This window comes from Marinicauda salina, assembly GCF_003122085.1.
Lineage (GTDB): Bacteria > Pseudomonadota > Alphaproteobacteria > Caulobacterales > Maricaulaceae > Maricicauda_A > Maricicauda_A salina.
This window is the reverse complement of the sequence record NZ_QEXV01000001.1, coordinates 249257-265015: the sequence shown is the minus strand read 5'-3', so window position 1 is coordinate 265015 and position 15759 is coordinate 249257. Positions and strand designations below refer to the sequence as shown.

General features: G+C 69.2%; 14 protein-coding genes. 7 read left to right on the top strand and 7 right to left on the bottom strand.

Going from position 1 to position 15759, the window contains the following annotated elements:
- The first annotated feature begins 69 nt into the window (after nt 1-69).
- Nucleotides 70-1095, top strand: a complete 1026-nt coding sequence (locus tag DDZ18_RS01115) for an aspartate-semialdehyde dehydrogenase (protein WP_109251512.1) — start codon at nt 70-72, stop codon at nt 1093-1095.
- Between the two features lie 185 nt (nt 1096-1280).
- Here DDZ18_RS01115 and DDZ18_RS01110 read toward each other — a convergent pair whose 3' ends face one another.
- Nucleotides 1281-1721, bottom strand: a complete 441-nt coding sequence (locus DDZ18_RS01110) for a hypothetical protein (protein WP_109251511.1) — start codon at nt 1719-1721, stop codon at nt 1281-1283.
- 134 nt (nt 1722-1855) lie between these two features.
- On the opposite strand from DDZ18_RS01110, the gene rarD reads away from it, so the two are divergent.
- Nucleotides 1856-2800: an EamA family transporter RarD gene (gene rarD / locus DDZ18_RS01105; RefSeq protein ID WP_109251510.1), complete on the top strand. Its 945-nt coding sequence runs from the start codon at nt 1856-1858 to the stop codon at nt 2798-2800.
- Between the two features lie 10 nt (nt 2801-2810).
- Nucleotides 2811-3782, top strand: a complete 972-nt coding sequence (locus tag DDZ18_RS01100) for an alpha/beta fold hydrolase (protein WP_233245661.1) — start codon at nt 2811-2813, stop codon at nt 3780-3782.
- A gap of 106 nt (nt 3783-3888) precedes the next feature.
- On the opposite strand, the gene DDZ18_RS01095 is transcribed toward DDZ18_RS01100, so the two are convergent.
- On the bottom strand, nt 3889-4890 hold the full coding sequence (locus tag DDZ18_RS01095) for a glycerophosphodiester phosphodiesterase family protein (protein ID WP_233245660.1): 1002 nt from the start codon (nt 4888-4890) through the stop codon (nt 3889-3891).
- Between the two features lie 63 nt (nt 4891-4953).
- On the opposite strand from DDZ18_RS01095, the gene DDZ18_RS01090 reads away from it, so the two are divergent.
- A complete protein-coding gene (locus DDZ18_RS01090; RefSeq protein ID WP_109251509.1) occupies nt 4954-5583 on the top strand; it encodes a hypothetical protein in 630 nt (209 codons plus the stop codon).
- Here the strand turns inward: DDZ18_RS01090 and DDZ18_RS01085 are convergent.
- Nucleotides 5580-5831, bottom strand: a complete 252-nt coding sequence (locus tag DDZ18_RS01085; protein WP_109251508.1) for a hypothetical protein — start codon at nt 5829-5831, stop codon at nt 5580-5582. The genes DDZ18_RS01090 and DDZ18_RS01085 overlap by 4 nt on opposite strands.
- Before the next feature lie 90 nt (nt 5832-5921).
- A complete protein-coding gene (locus DDZ18_RS01080; protein WP_109251507.1) occupies nt 5922-6155 on the bottom strand; it encodes a hypothetical protein in 234 nt (77 codons plus the stop codon).
- Nucleotides 6156-6397: 242 nt separating this feature from the next.
- Between DDZ18_RS01080 and DDZ18_RS01075 the strand changes: the two genes are divergently transcribed.
- The gene (locus tag DDZ18_RS01075) at nt 6398-8284 is read left to right on the top strand and encodes a transglycosylase domain-containing protein (RefSeq protein WP_233245659.1); all 1887 of its coding nucleotides are present in this window, start codon (nt 6398-6400) and stop codon (nt 8282-8284) included.
- A 134-nt stretch (nt 8285-8418) separates the two neighbouring features.
- Nucleotides 8419-9984, top strand: a complete 1566-nt coding sequence (locus DDZ18_RS01070) for a hypothetical protein (protein ID WP_109251505.1) — start codon at nt 8419-8421, stop codon at nt 9982-9984.
- A gap of 36 nt (nt 9985-10020) precedes the next feature.
- Here the strand turns inward: DDZ18_RS01070 and DDZ18_RS01065 are convergent, their stop codons facing one another.
- The gene (locus DDZ18_RS01065; RefSeq protein WP_109251504.1) at nt 10021-10980 is read right to left on the bottom strand and encodes a tyrosine recombinase XerC; all 960 of its coding nucleotides are present in this window, start codon (nt 10978-10980) and stop codon (nt 10021-10023) included.
- Nucleotides 10965-11624 (bottom strand): DUF484 family protein, encoded by a 660-nt coding sequence (locus DDZ18_RS01060; RefSeq protein ID WP_109251503.1) that lies wholly within the window; start codon nt 11622-11624, stop codon nt 10965-10967. The genes DDZ18_RS01065 and DDZ18_RS01060 overlap by 16 nt, the downstream gene beginning before the upstream one ends.
- A gap of 128 nt (nt 11625-11752) precedes the next feature.
- Here DDZ18_RS01060 and DDZ18_RS01055 point away from each other — a divergent pair, with 128 nt between their 5' ends.
- Nucleotides 11753-13933 (top strand): primosomal protein N', encoded by a 2181-nt coding sequence (locus DDZ18_RS01055; protein ID WP_109251502.1) that lies wholly within the window; start codon nt 11753-11755, stop codon nt 13931-13933.
- On the opposite strand, the gene DDZ18_RS13640 is transcribed toward DDZ18_RS01055, so the two are convergent.
- On the bottom strand, nt 13922-15709 hold the full coding sequence (locus DDZ18_RS13640; RefSeq protein ID WP_146190580.1) for a DUF7380 domain-containing protein: 1788 nt from the start codon (nt 15707-15709) through the stop codon (nt 13922-13924). The two genes, DDZ18_RS01055 and DDZ18_RS13640, sit on opposite strands and share 12 nt — an antisense overlap.
- Nucleotides 15710-15759 lie beyond the last annotated feature (50 nt).

The window sequence follows — 15759 nt, the reverse complement described above, 5'->3', positions numbered from 1 at the left end:
CTGAAGCTGGATCGCCGGAACAAGTCCGGCGATGACAGCCGCTCGGCGCGCTGCTCCCGGAGGCCCCGAATGTCCCTCAAAATCGCCGTCCTCGGCGCCACCGGCCTGGTCGGTCGCGAGATCCTGACCATCCTGGCCGAGCGCCTGTTTCCCGCCGACGAGGTGATCGCGCTGGCCACCCGGCGCTCGGTCGGCCGCGAGCTGAGCTACGGCGACAAGACGCTCAAGGTGAAGGACGTCGACACGTTCGACTTTTCGGGCGTCGACCTGGTGCTGATGAGCGCGGGCTCGGACGCGGCCAGGCAGTACGCGCCCAAGGCGGCGAAGGCCGGCGCGCTGGTGATCGACAACTCCTCGGCCTTCCGCATGGAGTCCGACGTCCCGCTGGTCGTGCCCGAGGTCAACGCCGACGCGCTGACGGCCCGCCCGAAGCGCGGGATCGTCGCCAATCCCAACTGCTCGACCATCCAGACCGTCGTCGCGCTCAAGCCGATCCACGACCGCGTCGGGATCGCGCGCGCCAGCTGCGCGACCTACCAGTCGGTCTCCGGCGCCGGCCAGGAGGCGATGGAGGAGCTCTGGAACCAGACCAAGGGAATCTACGTCAACGAGGAGATCGAGCCCGAGCACCTGTCCAAGCAGATCGCCTTCAACGTCATCCCCAAGATCGACGCCTTCATGGAGGACGGCGCCACGAAGGAAGAGTGGAAGATGACGGTCGAGACCAAGAAGATCCTCGACCCGAAGATCAAGCTCTTCGCCACCTGCGTGCGCGTGCCCGTCTTCGCCGGCCATTGCGTGGCCGCCCATCTCGAGCTGAACGGCGAGATGTCGGCCGAGGACGCCCGCGACCTCCTGCGCGAGTCGCCGGGCCTGATGGTCGTCGATCGGGCCGAGGAGGACGACCCGGCCTATGTCACGCCGGTCGAGTCGGTGGGCGAGTTCGCCACCTTCGTCTCGCGCATCCGCAACGATCCCACGGTCGAGCACGGCCTGGCGATGTGGATCGTCTCGGACAATCTCCGCAAGGGCGCGGCGCTCAACGCCGTCCAGATCGCCGAGACCTGCGTCAATAACGGGTGGCTGAAGGCGTAGCGGTTCGGGGGTTGTTTTCCCTCTTCGTCATTCCCGCGAATGCGGGGACCCAGAGAGGCCGCGCCGCGCCCTTCGGTCTCTGGGTTCCCGACAGCCTTCGGCTTCGGGAATGACGAAAGGATGGGCGAGCACACGCCGCCTCCCCCCGCAAGAAACGGAGTGACGTCGTCCGCGGGAGCCCGGGTCTAGCCGTCGCCTTCCCCGGCCCCGTCGTCCGCGCTGTCGTCCACCTCGCCGGCAGCCGTGGGCGGCGCCGGCGGCGTGCGGCGCGCGAACGCGGCCCCGTCGAGCGCTTCGGCGCGATTGGCGCAGGCGTCGTCGACCACGGTCAGTTCGAGCACCTCGTCCTCGATGGACCAGCCATAGACCCCGTCCGTCTCGCACGGAGCCGCCCCCGGCGGAGGCACGAGACCGGAGATGACGAGATGGTCGCCCTCCATCGCGACTTCGAGGATGTGCATCGCCACGTTGCCGTAAACGCCCACGGCGTAGCCCTCCGGCAGGATCGTGAGCGTCCGGCCGTCTCCGACGTCCCAGGCTCCCGCCAGCGGATGGTCATGATGCTCCGCCTGGGCCGCGGCGGTGACGCCGGCGGCCAGCGCGGCCGTAAGAAGCGTGCGTCTCATCGTGCGTCCTCCCCGGTTCGCGCTCGGAATCTAACGCAAAATCGCATCGATCTTAATGGCGCTCGGGGGTCCGCCCGCGGGGCCCTGCAAAAAACGGAATGACGCCGCCGGCGCCGCGCGCTAGGTCCGCGGCCATGGCGTCACGCGAATCTGCTCCCGCCGCCGATCCCGCGGCCTCCGGCCGGCTCGACCCCGGCCGCGCCGGCGCGGCGGCGCTGGCGGGCTACGCGATCTGGGGCGTCTCGCCGATCTTCTACAAATTCCTCGGCTTCGCCAGCGCCGCCGAGATCGTGCTCCAGCGCGGAGTCTGGTCGGCGCTCACCCTGCTCGGCCTGCTTCTCATCGCGGCGAAGACCCGCGAGGCGGCGCGGCTTGTCCGCGATCCGCGCACGATGGGCCTGCTCGTTCTGTCGACGGCGCTGATCTCGGCCAACTGGTGGCTGTTCATCTACTCGGTGAATTCCGGCCAGGTGCTGTCGGTCTCGCTGGGCTACTACATCAACCCGCTGATGAACGTGGCCGTGGGCGTGTTCGTCGCCCGCGAGCGCTTCGGGCCCCTGCGCGTCGCCGCGGTCGGGCTGGCCGCGCTCGGCGTGATCAACCAGATCGTCGTCGTCGGCGAGCTGCCCTGGATCTCGCTGGTGCTGGCCGCGTCCTTCACCCTCTACGGTTATGTCAGGAAGACGATCGCCGTCGACGGCCGCATCGGCCTGTTCTGGGAGACGACGATCATCGCGATCCCGTCGCTGATCGCGATCGGTTTCCTCGAGACCGGCGGGCTGTTCGGCGCCGAGGGCCATTTCACGGACGGGCCGGGCCGGGCGGCGCTGCTCGTCCTGACCGGGCCGATGACGGTCGCGCCGCTGCTTCTGTTCATCATCGGCGCGCGCGGCCTGCATTTCGCCACGCTGGGCGTGCTGCAGTTCGTCGCGCCCAGCCTGCAGTTCGGCGTCGGGCTTCTCTACGGCGAGCCGTTCAGCCCGGCCCATCTCGTGACCTTCGCGCTGATCTGGACGGGGCTGGCGGTGTTCGTCGCCGATCTTCTAAGGTTCCGGGCCAAGTCCCGCCGTCCCGCCTGAGGGAGCCTCCATGACCCATCCGCCCATGCCGCCCGCCCGCCGCATCGATGTCGGCGAGGTGACGCTGTCCGTCCACGAGGCCGGCCCCGAAGACGGCCCGCCTGTCCTGCTCCTGCACGGCTGGCCGGAGCTGGCGCTCTCCTGGGCGTCGCAGATCGAGGCGCTGGCCAACGCCGGCTATCGCGTCATCGCGCCGGACAATCGCGGCTTCGGCGCGTCCGACGCCCCGCAGGCGGTCGCCGATTACGGCATCGATCATCTCGTGGGCGACGTTTCCGGCCTGCTCGACGCGCTCGGCATCGAGAAAGCCGTCATCGTCGGCCATGACTGGGGCGGGATCCTGATGTGGCACGCCGCCATGCTGATCCCGGAGCGCTTCCTGGGCGTGGTCGGGGTCAACACGCCCCACCTGCCGCGCGGCGCCCAGCCGCCCACCGAGGTGCTGCACGGCATGGGCGGCGACGAGCACTACATCATCCGCATCCAGGACGAGGCGCTCGACGATTTCTGGGTCGGGCGCGAGCGGGAATTCTTCGACTTCATCTTCGCCGCGCCGCCCCCGGCGCTCGAGTTCGAGAAGCTGCCGCCCTCGGCGACGCACCTGCCCAAGCGCTTCGAGGACTTCATGGCGCGCGGCGGGACGCGGCCCGAGGATCAGCTCGTCGTTCCGCCGGAACAGCGCCGCCAGTACGCCGAGGCCTATGCCAAGAGCGGGTTTCGCGGCGGCTTCAACTGGTACCGCAATCTCGACGCCAACTGGGAGCGCATGGGCGGGGTCGACCACCGCCTGTCCATGCCGTGCCTGATGATCTCGGCGGAGTGCGATTTCATGCTGCCGCCGCGGCTGGCGACGTGGATGCCCGCGCTGTGTTCCGATCTCGAGATGCACCAGCTCGACGATATCGGCCACTGGACGCAGTACGAGGCGCCCGACGAGCTCAATGCGCTGCTGATCGACTGGATCGGCCGGCGCTTCGGGTAGAGCGCTCTCACCTCTCGGTCCTTGGGCTCGACCCAAGGACCCATCTCGCCGCGCTCCAGCGTGGGCCCTTGGATCAAGTCCAAGGGCCAAGCCGGGGAGGCGGGCCCTACTCCCCCGCCATGTCCTCGCGCACCGCGAGCGCGGTCTCGGGGAAGTCGGCGAAGACCGCGTCGACGCCCTCGTCGTAGAGCGCGCGCAGTTCGTCCTCGACCGTGTCGCCGACCCACGGCGCCCGGTCGTCGCGGACCGTCCAGGCGTGGACGTCCAGCCCGGCAGCGTGGGCGCGGGCGACATAACCCGTCGACTCGCCGTCGCGGTCGAACAGCACCGCCTTGTTCGGAGCGACGATGTCGGCGAACTGCGCGATGCCCGGCAGCGACAGCCCGCCGGCGTTGGCGCCGTCCTCGCCGGGACCGGCGTAGAGCATGGCGAGCCTCAGATCGGTCTCCGAATCCAGGCGTCTCAGGAAGTCCGGGTCGAAGCTCTGGACCACGACCGGCGCGTCGGGGCCGAGCGTGTAGTGTTCCGACAGGGCCGCCAGCAGCGCCGGCAGCGGATCGAGCCCCATCGCGGCGTACTCGGCGGGGTGCTTCACCTCCGGCGCGATCCCGATCGTGCAGCCGCACTCGGCCTCGGCCTCGGCGATCAGGTCGAGGAAGGCGTCGAACGTCATCACGCCGTACTGGCCGTCATAGGCCGCGCTGCGCCCGTTCTCGGTCTGGCGGGCGCGCAGCGTTCCCAGCTCGCGGGCGGTGAAGTCGTGGATCCACCAGTCCTCGCGGCCCTTGAGCTCGCGGCGCCGCTCGGCGAAGCGCGCGCGCCGGGCGATGTCGGTCGAGCGCGACAGGAAGCCGTCATGGCGCACGATCAGCCGGCCGTCGCCCGACATGTGGAGATCGGGCTCGATCACGTCGGCGCCCTGGTTGATGGCGAGTATGTAGGCGCCGACGGTGTGCTCGGGGCGTTCGCCGCTGGCGCCGCGATGGGCGATCACCTGCGGCGGTCCGCCGTCGCGCGTGTTCCAGGCGGGCGTCTCGGGCGCTTCGGGTTCCGACCCCCCGCAGGCGGCCAGCGCGACGGCGACGACGGCGACAAGGGCGGATCGCATGGCTATCCTTCCGGAACGGCGCGACGGGCTCGGGCCTTTAACCCACACTGAAGGGAGCCGGCGGTGAACGACAAGTCCCCGGAGACGCGAAAGGACGAGACCCCCGCCGATGCGCTCGCCCGTGCGGCGGCGCGCTACGGCGACGCCGCGCTCGAGAACTATTCACGCGTGCGCTCGCTCGGCGAAGCGATCGCGAGCGGTTTCTGCCGCTGGCTGTCGGGCTGCGGCGAGCAGCGCTGCGCCTATCTCGTGCCGCCGAAGGGGCCGTGGTCGCCGACCGATTACCGCTCGGGCGCGTTCTCCGTGTCGGGGCGGCGCTTCCTGCCGCTCCAGCCGATCAGCTTCGGCGTGGCGGTGCGGGTTTCCGAGACCGGCGACTGGATGCGCGTGGTGCTCACTGCGGCGAAGAACGGGCCGGCCTTCGACGTCTATCCCGGCGGCGGGGAGCGTTTCACCTTCACCCTGCCCGTGGATGACGCGCAGCTGGAGGCGTTCTTCGTCCACCTGCACGAACATCTCGTCGACTGGTTCGAGGTCCAGTCGCGCGAGTACGAGCACGGCGCCTATGGCGGCGGGAGCGAGATGGGCTTCGATTTCCTCGAGGCCGTCGAGGGCGAGGCCGAAACCGTTCACGAACACGCGCCGGCTCCCATCGACGGAGACGCCGACGCGGCGACGGACGAGGCGGACTAGAAGATCAGCCCGCCGACCAGCTCGCGGATCGACTCCAGCGACCACAGCCCGGCGCCGGCGCCGACCAGCGCGATGACGAGCACCGTGAATCGATGCCGGCGCGCGAAGCCGAAGGCGAGACGCAAGCCCCCGATCGTCGCGGCCAGGCCGAACAGGCGGACCGGAATCCCGACGATCAGGCTCGCGGCCAGCGCCACGGCGACGATCTGCACCTCGACGGGGAGCGCGGCGAATTCGGATTCAGGCATGGCGGCGTCCTCCTCAGCCCGGAAGCGAGCCCATCATACCACGCCCGAACGCGAGCCGAACGGTCCGCTCATCGCCCGTTCAGATTCGCCCTATCCCGGATCGGTCCCCGACGGGACCGGCCGCGGTCCGCTGGTCGGCTGGGGTCCGCCGGGTTCGGCCGGGCCGCAATAGGGCCAGCTCGGCGAGTTCGGCCCCTGGTCGGGGCAGACCGTGTCGCCCTCGGGGAAGACGAGCGCGCAGCCCGACAGCGTCGCGGCGAGGCCGGCGAGCGCGGCGGCGCGGATGACGAGGTCGATCGGATTGCGTGCGCGATGCGCCGGCATGGGCCCCTCCTGATGAACGCTGCGGCGTTGATCGACGTCATGACGGCCCGTAGCAAGCCGCGCCTGCGTTCGCCGCAGGGTTCACGCCGCCTTAACCGCGCCACAGTGTGATCCGAGGGTCACGCTCTCCCGTCTCCGGAGCGGCCATGGCCCGACGCCCGACATCGCGAAAGCGCCCGACCCGGCGCGGCGTCCCGCGCCGCGCGCGGCCGCGTCGGCGCGCGCCTGCGCGCGGGCGCATCATGCGGCGCGTGCGGCGGCATGCACCGACCGCGGCGAAGGCGCTCGGCCTGGCCGTTGTGTTCGGCGGGCTGTTCGTCGCCGCGGCCCTGTTCGGCCTGGCGCTCGGGCTGCCCGACATCGATTCCTTGGAGACCCGGCCGCGCACCGCGGCGGTGACCTTCCTCGACCGCCATGACCGCATGATCACCACGCGCGGCGACGGCGCCGGCGAGGCGATCACCGCCGACGACCTGCCCGAGACGCTGGTCGAGGCCGTGCTCGCCGTCGAGGACCGGCGCTTCTACGACCATCACGGCGTCGATCTGCGCGGCACGGCGCGCGCGCTGATCGCCAATATCCGCGCCGGCCGGGTCGTCCAGGGCGGCTCGACCATCACCCAGCAGCTGGCCAAGAACCTGTTCCTCACCCCGGAGCGCTCCTACCGGCGCAAGGCGCGCGAGATGCTGCTCGCGCTCGAGCTCGAGCGCCGCTACTCGAAGGACGAGATCCTCGCGCTCTATCTCAACCGGGTCTATTTCGGCGCCGGCGCCTGGGGCGCGGACGCCGCCGCCCGGCGCTATTTCGGCAAGCCCGCCGACAATCTGACGCTGGGCGAGGCGGCGCTGCTGGCGGGCCTGCTCAAGGCGCCCTCGCGCTATTCGCCGACCAATGACGCCCGCCGCGCCGCGGTGCGCGCGACCGTCGTGCTCGACCTCATGCACGCCAGCGGCCGGATCACCGAGGACGAGCGCATCGCCGCGGCGCAGACGCCGATCCGCGTGTCGCGCGGCGCGTCGAGCCCGGGCGCGGGCTGGTTCGCCGACTGGGCGGCCGCCGAGGTCCGCGAGCGCGTGACCGACTATGACGGCGATCTCGTCGTGCGCACCACGCTCGACGTCGACGCCCAGCGCGCCGCCGAGGACGCGCTCGCCGCAGGCCTCGCCGATCCCGAGCTCGCCCGCGGCGCGGAGACCGGCGCGCTGGTCGCGCTCGACCTGAGCGGCGGCGTGGTGGCGATGGTCGGCGGCCGCGACTATGCGAGTTCTCCCTATAACCGCGCCGTCAGCGCGCGCCGCCAGCCGGGCTCGGCCTTCAAGCCCTTCGTCTATGCGGCGGCCTTCGAGTCCGGCTACGAGCCGAACGACCGCTTCTTCGACGGACCGATCGCCTATGGCGACTGGTCGCCGCAGAATTACGGCGACACCTACGAGGGCGAGATGAGCCTCGAACGCGCCTTCGCGCGGTCGTCGAACGTGATCGCCGTCCAGCTCGCCGAGGCGACCGGCCGGCATTACGTCCAGCGCGCCGCCCGCCGGCTCGGGATCGAGAGCCCGCTGCAGCCGACGCGCTCGCTGGCGCTGGGCGCCTACGAGGTCACCCCGCTCGAGCTGGCATCGGCCTACGCGCCGTTCGCCAATGGCGGCCGCAGCGTCGCCGTCCACGCCATCGAGTCCATCGAGACGACCGACGGGCGCGTGCTCTGGCGCCGCGAACCGGCTCCCGGCCGGACCATCATTGCCTCGCGCGTGATCGCCGACATGAACCGGCTGTTCGACGCCGCCGGCCGCTACGGCACCGCCCGCGGCGCGCAGGTGCCCGGCCGCCAGGTCCGCGGCAAGACGGGCACCACCAACGATTTCCGCGACGCCTGGTTCGCCGGCTGGTCGGAGGGGCTGGTCGCGGCGGTGTGGACGGGCAATGACGACGGCTCGCCCACCGACCACGCCGTCGGCGGCGCCGGACCGGCGCGCATCTTCGCGGATTTCATGGGTTCGGCGCCGATCTATCCCGGCCAGGTCGAGCCCGCGCCTTATGTCGCCGAACGCGGCGACGAAGCCCCGGCGGCTGAGCGCCCGGCCCGCGAGGGCGATCCCATCGGCGCGCTGCTCGAGCGGCTGGGGGGCTGAACGATCATAGGAACATGAACGTCGCGTTTGTCATCGCGCGTTCTCGTCTGATGCCAAACCGAACCCGCCGCGCTATTGTCCGCGGCGAATCCGGCCGGCCGCCGCCGGCCACGCCAATGAAGGGGACAGACGACATGAAACTCGCCGCCTACGCCGTCACCGGCGCGCTCGCCATCGCCCTCGCCGCCTGCGGCGAGGACTCCGCCGACGAGGATCGCGGCGACCGCGCCGCGGCCACCCAGGTCTCCGCCGCCGAGGCCGAGGCCGGCCTGGCCGCGATGGGGCTGGCCGAGCCCGGCCGCGCGAGCTGGGACGAGCGCAGCTTCGCCGACGGGACCTACACCTTCTCCGGCTTCACCTTCGAGACCGAGGAGGCCGATGCGCCATTGACCGTGGAGACGCTGGTGCTGTCCGCGCCGCGCGTCGAGGACGAAATGGTGATGTTCGACCGGCTGGAGCTCGAGAACGCCGGCATGACCGATTCCGACGGCGAGGTCTCGCTGGAGCATTTCGTCATCGACCGGCCCGGCGAGTTCCTCGCTCGCCAGGTCGCCGACTTCTTCACCGGCGCGGAGAACGAGACCGACGCGGAGGGCCTGACCGACGAGCAGCTCGCCGGCTACCGCTTCGCCGAGGTCTCGATGACCGGGCTGACGGTCGTCGCGCCCGAGGGCGAGAACGCCCGGATGGAGCTCGCCGGGCTCGCCTTCGACGGGTTCGACGGCGAGACGCTGGCGCGCTTCGATATGGGCGGTTTCCGCTTCGAGGCCGACGACGAGGAAACCGGACCGGTCACGGTCACGCTCGACGAGGTCGTGCTCGAGGGGCTGTCCTCGGCCTATGTGCGCACCATCGCCGAAAGCGCGCGCGGCCAGATCGCCGACGGCGCCAAGGCCGACGCGCCGAACGTGAACCTCGCCAATCCGTTCAACCCCGCCGACGTCTACGACATGTTCGCCGTGCGCGGCCTCGACGTCGACGCCGGCGGCGTGATCATCGCCATGCCGGAGTTCTCAGGCGAGGTGAACGAGCGCCGCGGCGCGGTGCGTTCGACGGCCGCCATGCCCTCGATGACGCTCAGCGCCAACCCGGACCTGCCGATGGGCGCGCGACTCGCCGACGGCCTGCAGCGGCTCGGCTATGAGAGCCTCGACTTCTCGATGGCCGCCGAGAGCGTCTACGACCCGTCCGACGACCGCGTGCGCACCGAGGGTGACAACTATTTCGAGATGCGCGACGGCTTCCGGCTCAGCTTCGAGCAGGATTTCGGCGGCGTGACGGAATACACCGAGCGCTATCTCGCCGCGATGGCCGAGGGCGATCTCGACGCGGGCGAGCTTCCGCCCGAGGTGTTCGAGCCGCTGCTGGTCCACAGCTTCTCCATGCGCCTTGAGGACCGCTCGCTGCTCGACCGCGCGCTCGAGGCCGGCGCCGAGGCCCAGGGCGTGACGCCGGAGGAGCTGCGCATGCAGGCTGCCGCCATGGTCGGCATGGGCCTGATGGCCGCGTCCGCCGAGGCGCCGCAGGCGCTGGTGGCCTCGCTCGGCCAGGCGCTCACCGGCTTCATCAACCAGGGCGGCGCGCTGCTGGTCTCGGTGGCCCCCGACGAGCCGGTCTCGGTCGGCGAGATCATGGCCGACCCGAACGCGATGGACGCCGAGCGGCTCGGCCTGACGGTGACGAACGAACCGGCCGAATAGGCCTTCGCGACTTCCGTGACGGAGACGGCGCGGCGCTCAGCCGCGCCGTTTTCGCGCGCGGGGGTGCGTGGCGGCGTGGATCGTCATCAGCCGGCTCGCCTCGACATCGGCGTAGAGCTGCGTCGTCGACAGCGAGGCGTGGCCGAGCAGCTCCTGGATGGTCCTGAGATCGCCGCCATGGGCGAGCAGGTGCGTCGCGAAGGCGTGGCGCAGGGCGTGCGGCGTCGCGCTCGGGGCGAGGCCAAGCCGCGAACGCAGGTGCTCCATCGTCTTCTGCACCGCGCGCGGTCCGAGCGCCCCGCCGCGCGCGCCGCGGAAGAGCGGTTCGTCGCGGGCCAGGTCGAACGGGCAGGCGGCCGCATAGCGCTCCACGGCGTCGCGGACGGCGGGCAGCACCGGGGCGATGCGCGTCTTGCCGCCCTTACCGGCGATCCTCAGCGTCTCGGGCAGGGGATGGTCCGCGCCGGTGAGCGCCAGCGCCTCGGAGATCCTGAGCCCGCAGCCATAGAGCAGGGACAGCACCGCGGCGTCGCGGGCGCGCGTCCATTCCGGTCCGTCGGCTTCGAGCACGTCGGCGAGCAGCGCCTTCGCGGCGGGTTCGCTCACCGGGCGCGGCGCGCGGCGCGGGGCTTTTGGCGCCTCGACCAGGCCGAGCGCGGCGTTCTCCACGCCCCAGCGCCGGCGGGCGTAGGCGAAGAAGCTGCGCACCGCCGACAGGCCGCGCTGCAGGGTGCGGGCGCCGACGCCGTCGCGGCGCCGGTCGGCGAGCCAGGCGCGCCAGTCGGCGCTTTCCAGCCCGGCGAGATCGGCCAGCCGCGGGCGCGCGCCGAGATGGCCGGTCAGGAACTCGGCGAGCCCGGAGAGATCGCGGCCATAGGCCTCGACCGTGCGCGGGCTCAGCCGGCGTTCCCCGGACAGATGGGCGAGAAAGCTTGCGATCGCCGCGTCGGCGGCGATGTCCGTTGTCGGATCGGGCGCGTTCAGCTCCGCAGCCATGGCGTGATCCGGCGCTCGACGGCGCGGGCCAGGAAGTGCAGCAGGTCCGCGCCCTGGTCGGCCTGGAAGGCGCTGCGCTCGCGCGCGCCGAGGCAGAGCACGCCCTCGTGTCCGGCGATCTCGAGCCGGGCGAGCGCCTCGGATTCGATGCGGGCGGCCTGCGGGCCGTAGAGCGCGTCGGCGAAGCGGCGGTCGACCGGGCCCAGCCGCTCGGCGTGATCGCCGAGCAGGGCGCCGACGAGCTCCGGCGCCGCGCCGAGCACGGCCTCGGCCGATTTCAGCGGCGCATGGCCCTCGATGAAGACGCGCACCGTCTCGACGCCGAGCGTCTCGGCGATGCGGCCGGCGAGCTTGCGGTCCAGCGCGGCCAGCGTTTCGGCCTCGAACAGCGCCAGCACGGCGGCGTGGGTCTGGGCCTGGGCGGCGAGATTGGACTTGGCCAGCGAGACCAGCGCCTCGTTGGTCGCCTTCAGCCGGCCGATCTCGGCTTCCAGCCGGCCGCGCGCGGCGGCGTGCAGATCGATGACGGCGTCGGCTCCGGCGTCCTCTTCGGGAATCGCGAGCGAGGGGTCGCCCTCGTCGGCGACGGCGGCGGGATCGACGAGGCGCAGCGGCGCGGGTTCGGAAGCGGAGGTGTCGGTCATGCGCGGAAGGCTCCGGTGGAAAAGACGCGTCCTTCATCGCAGAACAGATTTGTTAATGCGTTAACCACCGGCGATTGACCGATTCGCCTGCTAGGCTCGCGTCCCTCGCCAGGAGCCGATCCCGCCCCGTGACCGCCGCCGACCGACCCCGTCCGACCGCCTCGGTCCTGTTCCCGCTGCCGCTGCCGGAGCCGTTCGACTACGCGATCCCCGAGGGGATGCGGCTGGCGCCGGGCGATCACGTGATCGCGCCGCTGGGCGGACGCTCGGTCCCCGGCGTCGTCTGGCGCCTCGGCGAAGACGACGGGTCACGCCAACTAAAGGAGATCGAGGCGGCGACCGGGGGTCCGCGCCTGGCCGACGGCGTGCGGACCTTCGTCGACTGGGCGGCGCGCTATCTCGTCGAGCCGCCCGGCGTGGTGCTGCGATCGGTGCTGAGAAGCCCCGCCGCGCTGCGTCCCTCGCCCGTGGAGACCGTCTATCGCCCGACCGGCGCGACGCCCGGCCGGATGACGCCCGCCCGCGAGGCCGTGCTCGCCGCCGCGGCGGAGGCGCCGATGACGGCGGCCGCGCTGGCGCGCGCCGCCGGCGTGTCGGCCTCGGTGGTCAAGGGGCTGGCCGAGCTCGGCGCGCTCGCCGCAGAGGACGTCCCCCTCGATCCGCCCTTCGACGCCCCCGACCCCAACCGCGAGGGCGTGGCGCTCAGCGACACCCAGGAGGCCGCCGCGGTGACGCTCAGGCGGCTCGTCTCGGCGGGCGGCTTCCAGGCCGCGCTGCTCGACGGCGTGACCGGCTCGGGCAAGACCGAGGTCTATTTCGAGGCGATCGCCGAGCTGCTGCGCCGCGAACCCGAGGCGCAGATCCTCGTCCTGCTGCCCGAGATCGCGCTCACCCAGGCGGTGATGGACCGCTTCGAGGAGCGCTTCGGCGCGCGGCCCGCGCAATGGCACTCCGGCATCGGCGACAAGGCGCGGCGGCGGACCTGGCGCGAGGTCGCGACCGGCCGGGCGCGCATCGTCGCCGGGGCGCGCTCGGCGCTGTTCCTGCCGTTTTCGAACCTGCGCTGCATCGTCGTCGACGAGGAGCACGATCCGACCTACAAGCAGGACGAGGGACTGGCCTATCACGCCCGCGATCTCGCCGTGGCGCGGGCCAAGCTCGAGGGCGCGCTCGCCATCCTGGCCAGCGCCACGCCCTCGCTGGAGAGCCTCGTCAACGCCGAGGCCGGCCGCTACGTCCATATCCGCCTGCCCGCGCGCGCCGGCGTCGCCGTTCTGCCCGAGATCGACACCATCGACCTGCGCGAATTCCCGCCGGAAAAGGGCGACTGGCTGTCCGAACCGCTGGTCGCGGCGATGGGCGACACGCTCGAACGCGGCGAGCAGGTCCTGCTCTATCTCAATCGCCGCGGTTTCGCGCCGCTGGTGCTGTGCAAGGCCTGCGGCCACAAGCTCAAGAGCCCGGAGGCCGATCGCTGGCTGGTCGAGCATCGCTATTCCGGCCGGCTCGTCTGCCACGTCACGGGCTTCTCCATGCCCAAGCCGAAGACCTGTCCCGAGTGCGGCGCCGAGGACAGCCTCACCGGGGTGGGGCCCGGCGTGGAGCGCGTCGCCGAGGAGGCCCGCCGGCGCTTTCCCGACGCGGTCGTCGAGGTGTTCTCGTCGGACACCGCCCAGGGACCCGACGCGGTGCGCGCGCTGGTCGAACGCATGGAGGCCGGCGAGATCGACATCCTCGTGGGCACCCAGGTCGCGGCCAAGGGCCACAACTTTCCGGGCCTGACGCTGGTCGGCGTCGTCGACGCCGATCTCGGCCTGGCCGGGGGCGATCTGCGCGCCGGCGAGCGGACCTTCCAGACGCTCGTCCAGGCGTCGGGCCGGGCGGGCCGCGCCGACCGGCCGGGCCGCGCGCTCTTGCAGACCCACCAGCCCGAGCACGAGGCGATCGCCGCCCTCGTCGCCGGCGACCGCGAGGCCTTCCTCGACGCCGAGCGCTTCATGCGCGAGCAGCTCAATCTGCCGCCCTTCGGCCGGCTCGCAGCCCTGATCCTGTCGGGGCCGGATCCCGCCACGCTCGACCGCGCAGCGAAGGAGATCGCCGCCGCCGCCCCGCTGGCCGAGGGCGTGGAGGTGTTCGGCCCGGCCGAGCCGCCGCTGGGCGTGGTGCGCGGACGCTGGCGGCGGCGCTTCCTCGTCCAGGCCGACCGCCAGGTCGACGTCTCGGCCTATATGCGCGCCTGGGCGGAGCGCTTCAAAACCCCGTCCAGCATCCGCGCCAGCATCGACATCGAGCCGCATTCATTCCTGTGAGGCGGCGCCCTCATCCACCGCCTCGCTCTGAACGCGATTTACGAGTGTTGGAAGGAGGGCTGCTCGGAGTATGAACCAATTTGCGTATGTGAATTGGTTTGAATAAGCGGCACCATCTGACACGCGGCCGTGCGCCCAATCGTGTCGAAGCCGCTGCCCCAATGGATTAGCGAATAGCGCTTCCGCTTCGAAGACCCAGTCAACACCAAAAGTTCTTTCTAGGGCATCTCGATAATGGTCAATAACCTTCGACAATGTGGCGAGTTTCTGAGTGCCATCAGAATGACGCTTTGAAGTTTCGATCCCCTGTGATCGAAGGATATGACGCAAACAATCTTCGAAACATGGCAAAATAAGGCCTCCTGATATTAAATCTTCGCCAGACATAAAATACTTTAACGCTAGTACAAACTTATACCTATGAATTGATGGTATAAACGGTGAGCTTTTAATAAGTGAATCAATATCTGTTCTATAAACAATTTCAGACGCGGCTGCAATTTGTCTTGCTATATTTATTTGCCCAGCAGCAACAACATTATAGTTGAGGGCCATGTATCTGAATACAGAGTGTAATAGTTCAGTGGGTATTCCGGATGGATGATCTTTCGAGGGTTGTTTGGCGATTACACGACCTGAGTCATCTACAATTTCAGGTGTGAAAATTGTGGCAAGAGGAAATTGAGCTGCTTGTTTTTTTGCTTCTTCATGAAGATGCTCTATAGATATCGGTTTTGTTATAGAAAATAATGCTAATAGAAATTCATCTCCGGAGAGGCCGCTAAGTCCGTCCCGGGTTGTCTCAACAAGTTCAGTTATATCGGTTTTTCCGCCAATAGAAGCAAATTCTTCCATTGAATCTTCTTGAGCAATTATCAGCTTTTTATATAGCTCAGTTTTTCTATTCTTCTGGTCACGAATCCCTTGTAAATCATCTAGCGCCGTTTGAAGCCACATGCTCGCGAACATCGCTGAGGTCGATGTACGAGCAATTTGCTCGGAAATGCTGCTAGCTTTGAGGGCTGCTTGTGTTTCCTTTTCATTATCTTCTGAGCGCGCAAATGCCTGTCGTGCTGCGACGCAATAGTCCCTAGCAGTAAATAAGTCGTCGGCTCCCTCAGTGGCCTCGAGCGTTGCCTCGGCTCGTTCAGTGAGATTTGTCAGAAGGCCTAGGTTTGTTCCTAGGGCAAGGGCGTGCGTGATTGCTGATCCCTTTGAGAGTGCCGCTTCGAAGGTCTTATCAGCGCGGGATCTGACCTCGGCGAGAACCTCATCGTCCCCGATTTGCCTACTGATCGTCGCCGCTCGTCGGACGAAGCCGCAGGTTTGAAAGGTTATCCCTCTGTCGGAATGCGCGTGCGCTAGTCGGCCATCTAGGACAGCGTCGATGATTTCTAGATAGCCAGCAACTGCCTGCTCAGCGGCTTCGCGAATGGACTTGTCTGCTTCCCAAGCTAGGTCTGAAAGCCTCGTTCTTGGAGCCGCGGCATCAATTCGCCCCGCGAGCTGCACGAGCGTTGGGCACTGATCTTTGGGAATGTCGCACACGTCAGGTGTGCGTTTCCCCTCCATAACCATCATTGGGCCAAATGGTGGGTTCTCGTTAGGCCGGAAATGAATCAGTAGCAGCGCCTTGAGCCCATCTCCGAATAGACCAGCCTCATCCGGAATGGCGGATGCATAGGGATAAGTGTCTGCAGAACTTATCCCCTCAAACCACTCCTCCCACGGCTTCTCGTCAGCGCTGGGGGTAGCGGAAAACCATTCTTCAAACATTCAAATTCGCCGAACCTGCTGCAACTGAAACGAGTAAACAGCGTTCCGTC

Bases quoted from the DNA above. Each gene is read 5' to 3' on its own strand.
- DDZ18_RS01115 (WP_109251512.1), top strand. From the start codon at position 70: ATGTCCCTCAAAATCGCCGTCCTCGGCGCCACCGGCCTGGTCGGTCGC.
- DDZ18_RS01080 (WP_109251507.1), bottom strand. From the start codon at position 6,155: ATGCCGGCGCATCGCGCACGCAATCCGATCGACCTCGTCATCCGCGCC.
- DDZ18_RS01100 (WP_233245661.1), top strand. From the start codon at position 2,811: ATGACCCATCCGCCCATGCCGCCCGCCCGCCGCATCGATGTCGGCGAG.
- DDZ18_RS01095 (WP_233245660.1), bottom strand. From the start codon at position 4,890: ATGCGATCCGCCCTTGTCGCCGTCGTCGCCGTCGCGCTGGCCGCCTGC.
- rarD (WP_109251510.1), top strand. From the start codon at position 1,856: ATGGCGTCACGCGAATCTGCTCCCGCCGCCGATCCCGCGGCCTCCGGC.
- DDZ18_RS01065 (WP_109251504.1), bottom strand. From the start codon at position 10,980: ATGGCTGCGGAGCTGAACGCGCCCGATCCGACAACGGACATCGCCGCC.
- DDZ18_RS01110 (WP_109251511.1), bottom strand. From the start codon at position 1,721: ATGAGACGCACGCTTCTTACGGCCGCGCTGGCCGCCGGCGTCACCGCC.
- DDZ18_RS01060 (WP_109251503.1), bottom strand. From the start codon at position 11,624: ATGACCGACACCTCCGCTTCCGAACCCGCGCCGCTGCGCCTCGTCGAT.
- DDZ18_RS01085 (WP_109251508.1), bottom strand. From the start codon at position 5,831: ATGCCTGAATCCGAATTCGCCGCGCTCCCCGTCGAGGTGCAGATCGTC.
- DDZ18_RS01075 (WP_233245659.1), top strand. From the start codon at position 6,398: ATGCGGCGCGTGCGGCGGCATGCACCGACCGCGGCGAAGGCGCTCGGC.
- DDZ18_RS01070 (WP_109251505.1), top strand. From the start codon at position 8,419: ATGAAACTCGCCGCCTACGCCGTCACCGGCGCGCTCGCCATCGCCCTC.
- DDZ18_RS13640 (WP_146190580.1), bottom strand. From the start codon at position 15,709: ATGTTTGAAGAATGGTTTTCCGCTACCCCCAGCGCTGACGAGAAGCCG.